Annotated in this window: 11 protein-coding genes; 5 read left to right on the forward strand and 6 right to left on the reverse strand. The window is 44.6% G+C overall.

Features of this window, described 5'->3' with window-relative positions:
- Positions 1–3: 3 nt before the first annotated feature.
- From AACT19_RS24070 to AACT19_RS24080, 3 genes are read left to right on the forward strand one after another with little or no spacing between them, the layout of a single operon-like run.
- A complete protein-coding gene (locus AACT19_RS24070; RefSeq protein WP_076649129.1) occupies positions 4–336 on the forward strand; it encodes a DUF4402 domain-containing protein in 333 nt (110 codons plus the stop codon).
- Positions 333–1,043, forward strand: a complete 711-nt coding sequence (locus AACT19_RS24075; RefSeq protein WP_017090896.1) for a fimbrial biogenesis chaperone — start codon at positions 333–335, stop codon at positions 1,041–1,043. The genes AACT19_RS24070 and AACT19_RS24075 overlap by 4 nt, the downstream gene beginning before the upstream one ends.
- Before the next feature lie 47 nt (positions 1,044–1,090).
- Positions 1,091–3,529 (forward strand): carboxypeptidase-like regulatory domain-containing protein, encoded by a 2,439-nt coding sequence (locus tag AACT19_RS24080; RefSeq protein WP_076649131.1) that lies wholly within the window; start codon positions 1,091–1,093, stop codon positions 3,527–3,529.
- Positions 3,530–3,544: 15 nt separating this feature from the next.
- Here the strand turns inward: AACT19_RS24080 and AACT19_RS24085 are convergent, their stop codons facing one another.
- Both AACT19_RS24085 and AACT19_RS24090 read right to left on the reverse strand, forming a co-directional pair.
- On the reverse strand, positions 3,545–4,393 hold the full coding sequence (locus AACT19_RS24085; protein ID WP_076649133.1) for a sterol desaturase family protein: 849 nt from the start codon (positions 4,391–4,393) through the stop codon (positions 3,545–3,547).
- An 87-nt stretch (positions 4,394–4,480) separates the two neighbouring features.
- Positions 4,481–5,494: a DUF2804 domain-containing protein gene (locus AACT19_RS24090; protein ID WP_076649135.1), complete on the reverse strand. Its 1,014-nt coding sequence runs from the start codon at positions 5,492–5,494 to the stop codon at positions 4,481–4,483.
- 170 nt (positions 5,495–5,664) lie between these two features.
- Between AACT19_RS24090 and AACT19_RS24095 the strand changes: the two genes are divergently transcribed.
- Positions 5,665–6,699, forward strand: coding sequence for an AraC family transcriptional regulator (locus AACT19_RS24095; RefSeq protein ID WP_076649137.1), 1,035 nt, complete (start codon positions 5,665–5,667; stop codon positions 6,697–6,699).
- A 4-nt stretch (positions 6,700–6,703) separates the two neighbouring features.
- Here the strand turns inward: AACT19_RS24095 and AACT19_RS24100 are convergent, their stop codons facing one another.
- Positions 6,704–7,654, reverse strand: coding sequence for a chromosome partitioning protein ParA (locus tag AACT19_RS24100; protein WP_076649139.1), 951 nt, complete (start codon positions 7,652–7,654; stop codon positions 6,704–6,706).
- 39 nt (positions 7,655–7,693) lie between these two features.
- Complete coding sequence (locus AACT19_RS24105) at positions 7,694–9,028, reverse strand: sphingomyelin phosphodiesterase (protein ID WP_076649141.1); 1,335 nt, start codon at positions 9,026–9,028, stop codon at positions 7,694–7,696.
- Positions 9,029–9,429: 401 nt separating this feature from the next.
- Here AACT19_RS24105 and AACT19_RS24110 point away from each other — a divergent pair, with 401 nt between their 5' ends.
- A complete protein-coding gene (locus AACT19_RS24110) occupies positions 9,430–9,951 on the forward strand; it encodes a DUF2058 domain-containing protein (RefSeq protein ID WP_004734880.1) in 522 nt (173 codons plus the stop codon).
- A gap of 128 nt (positions 9,952–10,079) precedes the next feature.
- Here AACT19_RS24110 and AACT19_RS24115 read toward each other — a convergent pair whose 3' ends face one another.
- The gene (locus AACT19_RS24115; RefSeq protein WP_017083461.1) at positions 10,080–10,301 is read right to left on the reverse strand and encodes a hypothetical protein; all 222 of its coding nucleotides are present in this window, start codon (positions 10,299–10,301) and stop codon (positions 10,080–10,082) included.
- Between the two features lie 218 nt (positions 10,302–10,519).
- Complete coding sequence (locus AACT19_RS24120; protein ID WP_076649143.1) at positions 10,520–11,992, reverse strand: aerolysin family beta-barrel pore-forming toxin; 1,473 nt, start codon at positions 11,990–11,992, stop codon at positions 10,520–10,522.
- Between the last annotated feature and the right edge of the window lie 404 nt (positions 11,993–12,396).

Consider the following 12,396-nt stretch of genomic DNA (forward strand, 5'->3'; position numbering starts at 1 on the left):
TGAATTACGCAACAAAGCCGGTCGGGCCAGAATGCGGATTCAAACCCATCCAATAGTCAGGTTTATGTGGTTCGTTTTTATGTTGAAGGTGAGCCTGGTAAAAAAATCGTGGTTTCTCTCCCTTCCAAGCAAAATCTAAACCATTCTCGTAAATCCAAACGCCTGCGTATTAGAAAGTTCTATTTTGGTTGTGGCTTATCAAAGCGTGGTAGAGCCAAAATCAAAGGGAATGGAAGAAGCAAATTATTGTGTATTGGTGCCAAAGTGAAAATCGGCGCTAACCACCCAGCAGGCCTTTACACCAGTACAATTCCTTTTGAGGTTAATTATAAATGAAGTTGTTTATCTCATGTGTTCTCGGCTTAATCTTCACAACACAAGCCTATGCTCAGTTACTTATCGCACCTACTCGTTTTGTGCTGGATGCCGACACTTCGGTGACTGAAAAAATCGTCGTCGAAAACAATTCAGATCAACCGATTCGCTTGGAGATAAAACCGATTTATCGCCCGGTAAAGGCGAGTGGCTTAGTTCGAACTGACGCTAATATCGCGCAATCAGAAGATATCGCGAGTTGGATTAAAGTGTCACCACCAATAATTCGTGAACTTAAACCCAATCAAAGACGCACGGTTCGCTTACGTATGAATGCTTTACCTGCTGACATGGCTGATGGTGAATATCGTGCTTACTTGTGGTTTTCCCCAATAGCAAAAGCTGCAGAGCTATCAGACATTGCGTTGTCATCAAGTAAAACCAACAGTGATGGTTCAGCCTTTCAACTGAACTTTCACATCAACAGTTATGTACCCGTTTATGTTCAGAAAGGTGAGCAGGTGCAAGATGTTAAGTTTGCGTGTGACAACCAAAGCATCAAGATTCGCAACGATGGAAACTTTCAGTTTACTGCGAAATTGAATGTAGACGAGCATAGCGAAAAAGTGGTGCTACTTCGTAATGCTGAATTAACCAAGCCTTTCCCAAAAGGCTCAAAGATCTCACTGGTTCAGAACGAACAGCCTCTGTACGAATGTGTTCTGTAGTGCTCGTTTCATTGTCGCTGACTCTGTAAAAGCCAGTGTTCAATTGCATGGTTTGGCGACTTTTGTTGCTCGCTTCACTGTTTCCTTTTGCTGCGTATTCGCAATCTAAAGCAGAAAGTGATGCGAGTGAACTCTATCCAGCCCATGTTGAAGTTAGAGTCGGGAAAGTGGGGGATAGCTTTTATCGTGTCATGATGGATGACTACGAAGAACCCTTCATTTCGATATCCAATGCCGCTTTTTATCTGCTCGAAATGAATGGTCAGTGTGATGAAAGCGGATATTGCGAACTGTATTTGCCTCAAGATGTGGGAAGAGAATCTCCTCCGTACATTTTAGATACCGAACAAGCCATTTGTTATCGCGATGACAACAATATCCAGTCGATCAAATATCAAGTCATCGACTCAGAAACTTACATCCACTGGTACAGCTTACAAGCTTGTATCCCGGCAAAAGTGCGTTGGGATATCGATGATTATCGGCTCACCGTTACTCCAGAATTCAGTTCATTGACTGAACTGGAAGCCGCTATTTCTAAGATGAAAAATGAATCACGTAAAAAGGCCGAGGATCTCAAGCGAGCTGAAAACACGCCAGCTTTCGAACCTGTTGCCGCCGTGGGTTTGGCGACTCGGTTAGCGACTTCGGTTTATCACGACAGTGAAACTGGCGGTGATGTTTACGCAATCTCAGACACCATATTAAGCACTGAACACTCCTTGTCTCGCTTGTCGATTGATTCACGAGAAGATAACCCCATCGTTTATTATAACATTGCGGTTGAAGCTCATGATGGTGAAGGCTCTTTGGAAGTCGGCCATGTGTTATTAGATGGCAGCGTCTTTACTGTGAATCAAACCCTCGAAGACGGGCTCTATTACACCAATCGAAAGCGACAGACAGAGTTCGGCAACCTTCAACTCGAACGAACCACTCAACCTAACATCACCATCGATGTTTTGGTTAATGGCATCTATCAAACCACTTATCGCTCTGATGAGTTTGGACGCTTCGTTGTTGAAGAAGACAATATTTCCCCCGGTGACACCATCAAGTTTCGCTACTACTTGTCGAAAGGTGTCTGGCAGGAAGAAGAGATCACCGTCGCCGGTTTAGAAGATGCATTTCTGCCACGCAACGAGTGGGGCGTGCAAGTGGTGGGAAATGAAGGTGCAGACCGAGCGGGCGCTGTGTCGCTTGAGTATGGGCTTGCCGATTACTTCACCGTGGGTAGCGCCTTTATGAGGCAACATGGCAAAGACCTGATTGGTTTTCAAGGACGATATTTACCTGCACACTGGTTTGCTGGTCATATCGGTTGGTTACCAGAGTTTAATCGGTTTCCAATGGAGTTTGATATCTTGATCAACGGCGATCAGTCGGCATCGATAGAGCTCAATAAAACCGATGAATTGGACTTAGAGTCGATGGAGTACGATGTTTTCAAATACAACCTGTCGCTTGCCAATCTAACGGCCTTTTTGACGGTAAGGGATGATGAAGATGAGTTGAGCGTTGAACCCAAGTTGAACTCGAAAGTGGCTCGTAATCTGTTTGTCTCATACGCCGGTGACTATCGATACACCAAAGCTTCTCATCAAGAAGACTATCTACACACTATTGGTTTGGCCAAAAGCGGTTTCTCAGATACATCGTGGAATATTTCTGGAACTGTTGATGGCTCTGGTCATCATGAACGAACGGAGCTGTCTCTGAGAAATGCGTGCAAAGAGTGCCTGTTAGATCCGTTGGAGGTTTTTCAAGAGCTCACGACGAACGTATCGGCTCGCTATCAGAAACAGGAAGTTTCGTTTTCCGCCTCTTTAGAAGCTAGAGTGAACCCTTATTTACTCTTTAAGCTAGAAGGAAACGAAGACCGATACGGTGTCGAGATGACGACTGAATTCGGTGCTAAAACTTACTTTGACGAAAGTATTGGTGAGTTTGTTGAGTGGAATCGATACAACCATTCTAAGCTGACGGGCGTTGTCTACGATCACCACAAACAACCGATACAAGGCGTAAGCCTACAAATTTTGGATCAACGAGCAGTCAGTGATGCAAAAGGCCGATTTGAATTCTCAAGTGTTCCGGCTCGAGATAATCTGCCTATCTATATTGATGAAGGGGCACTCGACCTTAACCTCACGCCGATTCAAAACCCTGTGTTTGTAAATACTAAGCAAGTCGGGTTAACTCATGCTCACATCGAAATGGTGGTGTCATTTGGCGTCGATGGCACAGTGGAAGGCGATCTAGAAAACAGTGCCTATCTGCACTTTAAACATATCCAGAAAGGCACCGAGTATTCGAGCGAGATTGAGAGCGATGGCTTTTACATGGTAGAGGGGCTCATCGCGGGCAAATATATTGTGACTTTAGAAATGGGAGACAATCGATACGTGCAAGGCGCCGACTTGAACGGCGATTTCTGGGTAAGCGACCTCACATTCAACCTCATTGATTTTCATAAAGTGTATTAGACCCGATCGCTTCGATTAATCCGAGGGAGGTGAGAGTATCAATCGTACTTTCTGTTTTATGGTTAGCTCTCGGTTCTTCAAATCTTTGAATATGGCCTTCCATTCTTGAAAGGTGACCACTATTGGGTTAAAACTGTTTATGGGTTTGGTGACGCCGTAACGTACAGTTTCAATTTCAGGCTCGAACGTACCAAACAATTTATCCCAAATGATCAAAACGCCGGCGTAGTTCTTATCGATGTAATGCGGGTTTTTGCCGTGATGTACTCGATGATGCGAAGGGGTGTTAAAGATGTATTCAAGTGGTCCTAAGCTTCGTATCCATTGAGTATGTACAAAGAACTGCAAACCTAGATTCAGAAGCACCACAAAGATGACCCATTTAGGGTCGAAACCTATGATGACGAGCGGCACCCAAAATAGCCACATGCCTGCGAATGGGTACATCAAACTTTGACGGAAAGCTGTGCTAAAGTTCATCTGTTCTGAACTGTGGTGCGCGACGTGCGCGGCCCACATCCAGCGAATACGATGGCTTGCTCTATGGAACCAATAATAGAAAAAGTCTTGTAACACCATCAATACAACAAAACTCAGCACGCCCATTTCAATGTCCATTAAGTGCCAACCGAACATCCAAAGATACAACTGAACGACCAATAACCCGGTGAGCAAATCGGAGAGTTGATGCATTCCCGCCAGCGTGAAGTTACACATCACTTCTGAAAGTTTATAGCTGGAATTATCTGGCAATCGACCTTGCTTCTGACCGATAAAGTACTCAGCCAACATGCACACCACGAACAAGGGCGCTAATACCAACAGTAGCCATTCTGGGTGATTGATTAATGCGTCGATATTCATGTTTTATCCTTGTTGAGACGCCATACGCGTTCTTAGTATCAAGCTTACTTAGACTTGATCGTCTGAGATTCAGTCAGCAGAATTTCGCTACCAGCGAGCAAAGTGATCTTCTGTTAGACCAAGAACACCATCGAGTTGATGTGTCACTCCATTGTTGTCTTCAATCGAGCCAGAAAAGTGACCAACGAACTGACGAAAGTTACTTTTTAACAGCCATAAATTGAGCTTTTCGCTGCGATTATTTAAGGGCGTAAAGGTCAGGTTTATACGTCCATCTTGTGATGTTATCTGCCAAGGTAAATTCGTGTCTTGGCGATTAAACGTAAACTGTACCGGGTTAAGTAAGTGCCGAGTTCCATTGATCCATAATACGTTTTCGCAGCCTCCGGTTTCATTGACGCCCGCCGCGAGGTTTAGGCCAATATCAGTGCCATTGGATTGCGTGTTGATACTTGCCCAGCGCCAACTGGTTTCACGTCTCATGTAACCCGCTGAAAAATCATACCCAGCACGAGCTTGCGTGAGGTTTAACGATGTTCCTTTGATTTGGATGTCGCCGCTGATGCGCAAAGCATTGTGCTTTTGGGTGTAAGTCCAACCTGAATAACCGGTTGGGCTGCACATCGCCATGGGTAAGCTGTCGGCTTCAGGCTCTAAAGCGATATCGGCCTTGATGAGTTTGGTATTCAAGCGAACTCGCCATTGTCCGCCTTCAATATCGAAAGTAATGCTTTGATCTGCAATGCTTGTCTTTCCTTCAAATGGTGAAGGCGTTACATGCTTATCAAACCCTAATGGCCTCAACCAAGATGACTCTTGCAGATGGTTGTTTTCTATGTCGTACAGATAACAAAATGCCGAGCCTAAGTAGCGAATATCCGCGATAGCGACGCCGATAATGTGCGTGTCGGTGACGATGCTGACAAACTGGAATTGTTTGTAGTGGAAGTGCTTCTGCCAAGAGTTTGCTTTTGAATCCATCGAGTTTCGGTAGTCAAAGTTCTCGATGTTCAGGTGCTTTGGAATGCCATCGAAATGCCCAATGATCGGCTGACCATTAGAATCAATCAAACTGTGTGGGGCAGGGTTGGTTTTTATCATTGCGATGGTTCACATTATTTTAACAATTAAAGCCATTGTGCGATGAGTCGCGTAGAATTGGGAGGTCATATTCGGACAATAGCGCGTTACCAATCACGATTTTGTCAGCATGTGCTGTTGAAGGTGAGTAGTCATGTTTATGGAAATGGGCTCGATATAAGGAGAGACGATTGGAGATTATCGCGGAGTATAAGCCAACCGGGCATCGGCATCAGTTGGGTACACTAGATATCGCGCTGCTGTTGAATACGTTAGAGCAACGAGGTATCGATATTGAAAGGCTACTCAATGATGTGGGTTTGCCGAATATGGATTGGCGAGACTCGAATGGAAAGCTGACTTACGCTGATAAACTTGCGTTATTTAGCGTGGCGACTCAGAGCTTTCCTCACGATGGCTTAGGGCTTTGGCTGGGGGAACACGCTAGCTTGAGCCACTTTGGTGTGTTGGGTTATGCGCTATCGACCAGTCAAAATGTCGGGGAGGCCATCAAGTCGGGCTTTAAATATCTGCGCCTGAACGGTCCTATCTTCTCGGTTAAATTGTTTCTAGATTCCGAGCAAGCAGTGATTCAGATTGAGAACACCTTGGAAGTGGGTGATCTCCTTCCTTTCTGCAGTGAATATTTCTTAAGTTCAATCGTCTCTTTGTTCAAAGAACTGACTGGTCATGAGTTGGATATTCATACTTTGGCTTTACCTTATGCTCGCCCTAATTACACCAAGCTTTATGACGAGCGTTTCCAGTGCCCGGTGATTTTTGAACAAAATCATGGTGAACTGCGTTTTGATGCCTCGGTTTTATCACAAACCTTATTGACTCATGATGCTGCGACACTGAAGCGCTATCTCGCGTCTTGTCAGTCGATAGTGGACACGTTGGACTCGGAACATTTGTTGACTAACCAGATCAAAACGATCTTTTATCAAACCGCAGGCAGTTTCCCGAATATAGAGCAACTCGCAAAAGAGTTTGGTTGTAGTTCTCGTACACTCAGGCGAGAGCTAGTGACCCATGATTCCAGTTATCAAATATTGCTGACCGAAGTTCGAGTGGAACTGGCCAAAGAGCTGTTACTCGGCACAACCATGAGTATCGATGACATCGGTGAAAGACTCGGTTATAGCGACCCCGCAAATTTCAGAAGGGCGTTTAAAGGTTGGCTCAATACAACGCCCGCGCAGTTTCGTGACGGTTTAAGTTAAAGCGTTACTTGCTAAAAAACTGTTCTCTGAAATCGGTGACTTGCTGTTGATAGTAACTGTCCCAATCGTGTTGAGTCCAAGTGGCATAACTCGAGCTTCGCTGAGAGTCTAAGGTCGCTTTGAGCTGATCCAGTTGCTCGTGATAACTCATCACGGTTTGTTGCTGTTGTGCGACTTGTTGTTCTCGCGCGGCAATGTTGCTGGCCTGCGCTTCATCTAAGTAGGCATCTTGAAGGTCGGCTTTGACTGATGCTATTTCAACAGCGCTATAACTGCTGGGTATCAAAGAGACTGCCAGTTCATATTTTTGAAGCTGTGTTTCGGCGTTTAACGTGCCCGTATTGTTTTGCCATTCGCTAAGCAAATCTTGATAGTTGGCCAAAAACTGGTTCGCTTCGTTCTCTTCAAGGGTATTGGCGTCAAGCGTAAAATCCAGATGAGTAAACTGGTCTGCGAATAGTTGGTGGGCCAACTCTCCCCATACTTGCTGTGCAGATTGTTTGAATAGGGCAACACGCTCTTCAAGAGTCTCTATGGATTCAAGAGGGATAGTGCTTTGGGTTAATTGCCAGTCGACTGATAGCTGCGGATAGTCGCTCAGTAATTCAAACCATATGCCTGGCAATTCTGCTTTCAATCGTGCGAGTTGCTCAGTACAGTCATCGCGCTCTTGGCAAAGCGTCCAGAACCCATCGAGTTCATCGAACAAAGCCTTGCCTTTAAGCTCAGTCAAGTTTTCAGCATTCGTTTCCCCGCCCGATGATTCAGCTTGGGATTGATTGCTCTGTGATGCTGCATTTTCCAAACTGGCGGTTGCAGTTGGCGTGGAATTGTCGTCAGCAGTTGTCGCAGAAACACGCGGCTTAGCTTCTGTGTGTTGAGCAGAAGATAGCGGTGTTTCAATCGATTTTGATGACCATGAGTAGCCAACAATGCTCGTCACAGCGACGAGCATTAGGATTAATATAACTCGATGCATTATTGGTTCACCGAGTTACTTGATCACGGCGCTAACAGGGAAGTGGTCTGAAAGGTTGTAGTGCTTCCATAACTCACTGCTTGTTGAACGAGGAACATCAACGCGGTTATTGTTGTGAGTTTTTTGTGCGTACTCCGAACTCACCACTACGTAATCCAAGTATTCGACGTTTTCCCCGCCAGACATAGGTTCGCCTGCAAAGTTGTTGATACGAGGATCAAAGGTGGAAGCAGTATAACCTGAATACTCCGGCTCAGCGGCTTGCAGGTTAGCGAACATTTGTTGGTAGTCGCCTGGGAACTTCAGCTTGTTCACGTTGAAGTCACCGCTATAAATAACCGTCTCTGAAGTTGGTATTTCCAGTGATTGAGCAAGCTGACGCATCTGTTTAAATTGGCGCTGTCGGTAGTCACGAGCGGTGTCTGTATCGAACGATGCGGTGTGAGTGCCAAACACGTGGTAAGCCTGACCATTCTTGATAACTTCCGCGTAGTTAACGCCTTTGTCTGCAAAGCAATCAGTGCCCGTACAATCAGGGAAAACATACTGAGCTTCGTTAACGATAGGATAGCGGCTGACAATGATCACACCACCGTCGTATATGTTAATCCCATCTTTATCGAGCATTTTGGTTTGATAAGGATACTCTTTTGCAAGTTCACGCAAGAACTCATCTCTGCCGTTAGCAAACACCTCTTGTAGCGCCAACACGTCATAGCCCTTTACGTATTGAGGAATCAGGTCATATCGGTCACCAATATGTGAAGCGATGGCAGGCAGCGCCCAGATGTTATAGGTCATGACTTTGAGTGTATTGGCATCTGGCTCTGGTTGCTCATCCACTTTGGGCGGGGTGATGGTGTAATAAATATCATCGTAGCGCGCCGTAGAATCGGCTTTAAGTGCTAGCTCTGCATTAACCCCGAAAGCATCGGTTGTGCTGCGATGAATATTACGATCGTCATGCAACGTTAGGTTGACGTCTGCAGCACTCAAGCCATGTTGCAGTGTCGAGTTGTACCAATGACCCTTCATGGTTTGGTTGAGCGTGACACTCTCACCCACAGCGTTCGATACCACAGTGTCAAACTCATAGGTCTTCCCAGATTTCACACCAGTCCAGCGATTGAAACTGATCAGCTTCTTTGTCTCCCAAGGGCCAATCTGTTCAACATGTTGCTGCCACTCATCACCGAGTTGAAGCAGATCTGTCCCAGTGTGGTTGGCTTGAATGGTCATCACTTGATTGGTGTTATTAGTGAGATACACGTCGGTGTCTGCGATCGCCGAGGTTGAAATGAATGAAGCTGATGCAAGTATTGCACTCAGGCAAGTCCATTGAGTTTTCATTTTCACGTTATCCTTACTGATTGGTTTAAAGAATAACGTAGTAAAGAGTTGTGACATTGGAGTTATAACTCTATGGGAATTATCCAAATATTAGATATATGCCATGGTTTTATAAATTAGATTACTCATTGAAAATTAACATATTGCTTTGCCTGAATGATAAGTGATACGCGCGCACGCTAAAAAATAGAGGAACGATTTGGGCTTGAGGGTAAGTCACTACTGGTCGTTTTTGTGGAAATCATAGGTCGGTAAATAACCAGAAATGGATGCTGTGAATCACGATAAGGGAAAACGCTAACCGCCTTGCTCTATCAGCATAAATTTTGCCATTGTTCAGTAAACAGATTCCTCAAAAACAGGTATGATAGTGTCGTTTTTAATCCTGAACTGGGAAAGTCATGGCAAAGTTAACACTCCAAGAGCAAATGCTTAAAGCTGGCTTGGTAAATGAGAAAAAATTAAAGAAGGCGAAGAAGGGCTCTAAAAAGTCTCGCGTTCAGTCTCGTGAAGCAAAAGCGGCAGCAGAAGAAACTAAACTGGCGCAGCAAGCGAAAGACAAAGAGTTAAACCAACAGTTGAAAGAACAACAGTTGAGCAAAGAAATTAAAGCTCAAGTGAAGCAACTGATTGAGATGAACAAGATCGAACAGAAGAATGGTGAGATCAAATACAACTTCACCGATGGTACGCTAGTTAAATACCTTTACGTAGAAGACCTGACTCAAAAGCAACTAAGTAAAGGCATTCTAAGTATCGCGCGTCAAGGCGAGAGCTATGTTGTTATTCCTACTGCGGTAGCGAACAAGATCGCGATGCGTGACGAAGAATCTATCGTTGATACTCAAGCTTCAAGCTCTGATGAAGTAGACGAAGATGACCCGTACAAAGACTTCGTGATCCCAGATGATCTAATGTGGTAATCCGTTTTACCTAGCTCCATTCTAATGGCTAGCTAAGTTTACAGGATCTAAGAATGCAGCGAACAATCACTCAATTGGCGCTGCATTTTTTTTGGCGCGAAATGACTTAAACAAATCTTGAATAACGCTTAGTGTTCTGAAATGCCGTAAACAAGGCTATCATTGGCACTTGCATGATCGATAAAATCAGCATTAGCGCGCTGTTCGTGTTGGTCATAGCCATCGAAGTAACAGTCGCCAATTTCATTGCGAGGGCAAACGTGAATGTGGTCTTTGATGACCAGTTCGGTAGAACAACATGGGCAATGTCTTATATGTCCAGTGAGTCCCGTAGATCGATTTGGTTTCATACATCCTCCTGATAGGCACTGTAATCTAATTGCCTATTTGCACCCTAAGTTACGCAAATTAGTGTGTCGTTATGATTTCACTTTTAAGTCAGTGAAAAACGATTCAGAGAGTGAATACCTAGGCATCAATACAGTTGTTCGACCGAGAGAATATAAGGCGAATCAAGCCCAGAGCAGACGCAATGGGCTTGGAATAACAGATGACACTTTCTATGGGGTTATTTCTGCATTAGGGTAAGCGTTAGCTGAGCGCTGTTATAACCCAGTTCTGCTAGGGCTGCAGGGGCGAAGTCAGTCAGAACTTCGATGTCACCCGCGTAGTAGGTTGTGTAATCGCCTGAAAGTGTCATGGCATTAAATGAATCAACAGAATGCTCAGCGCCGATATCTATCATCCCTGAATATTGAGATTCAGCACTGAATTGACCAGACACGTGAGAATAGAACGGACGGACACTGGCTCCTGCGGCGTACTGCATGCTACTCAAGCCATTGGTGTTGATTGCCCAACTCCAGTCCCACCATTTCATCTCTCCAGGAATATAGCGGTGGTCCCATTGGTAGCGGATATTGGCTTGATCTTCGCTGGTGGTTCCCATGGTAAAGGTGTGTGAGACAGTAGGGCGGTTTGTTGGATGTGAGCTCAGCGCATTGCCGCTATAACGAAGAAAACCTGTGAAGCTCACGTCGTAACTCATGTTGGTTTTGATGCGGTATGGGTAAGAGATGGTAGAGCGTAAGAACTCGACTTGAAAAGGCAGCACGGAGTGAGCAGGCACGGTAATGATGGCTTGCAGTTCTGTCGGCTCAAAACGAGTGCCACTGTTGGTATCGGAGAAACGTTGGCCTTCTTCTAGCGCGACTCTTACCTCTGTTTTTCCAACTTGTGGCCAGTGAAAGGTTTCATCAATGACGACTGAATCAGCAAGGTCGAAGCGCTGTGTTTTACTCCATTGTGTGGATTGCTCAAAATGAAGGTCGACGACGATTTGTTTAGGCTGAGCGCTATCATTGATTGCATAAGCCGAGACGGTTTCAATCAGCTCTTGGTCGGTCTCTGTGATAGAGCCGTGTAAAAACGATGTGATATCGAGCGTGTAAGCGAAGTTATCAACAGTGATGCTTGTCTTCTCATTACAGCGATCACCGGCACAGCTTCCATTGTTATTCCCTTTGATCTCCCAACTATGGTTAAGTTGCTCTATTGTCATATCTTGACCGACGTAACGCCCGTTATTGCCGCTAACCCAAGCGTAACCAAGACTATGAGCCAAGTAACTTAGCGGCCTGATAAAGTTCGTGTCGTCATTGACTAAAGCTCGTTGAACTTCAAGATTACTGTTCTCTTGAATAGCTTGTGCTTCGTAGTATGGCAAGCCCGCTTCTGGTGTATTGGGGTAGCACCAGGTCTTGTCGCTTGGTTGACCTGGTTTAATTAGTCCATGATAGCCGGAGCCCATGATCACCCAATCATGCTGAAGGCCAACAATGTCCCAAACATTCATGCGGGATATCAGTGCTGTTTTATGTTCTTGAGCTTCTGAATTGTTGAGAGCGCGATAGTCGAAACGACAGATATCTTCTCCAAGTTTATCTAAGACGATTTGGTCTGAGTATATCTTCGCATGAGCTGTAAAAGAGATTACCGATAGGGCAGTGCTAAATAGAATGGTTCTACTGACGTTAATCATTAATAAGTTCCTAAATGCCATTATTTGGCTATTTTTATTAGAATCGAGTTATTAGATTTTATTGATATTATTTAAAGCCGAGGGTTACTAGCGGGGTGTACTCTGTCATATAAAACAATGCCAAAAATACTGAAATGAATTGAAAATAAATACTTATAATTATCAGTTGTTTATGTTGATTGGCTTGTTGTTTGATAAAGGATTATCTCGATTGTTTTCAATTAGTTTCAACTATCAAAATATTAGGTGGTTGATTGTTGAACGTTTATATTTTCGTAGCCTTGCCATTTGGAAAATTGGCTGAGTGATTAGCTAGCAGGAATGGTTGCCGAATAGTAAGAACAGACGTAAATGAGAATAAGAAACGGTGTTGTGATAGGCAGGGGCTTTGTTGCGTAATTAAA

It is taken from the genome of Vibrio sp. 10N.222.47.A9, from assembly GCF_963872585.1.
GTDB lineage: Bacteria > Pseudomonadota > Gammaproteobacteria > Enterobacterales > Vibrionaceae > Vibrio > Vibrio splendidus.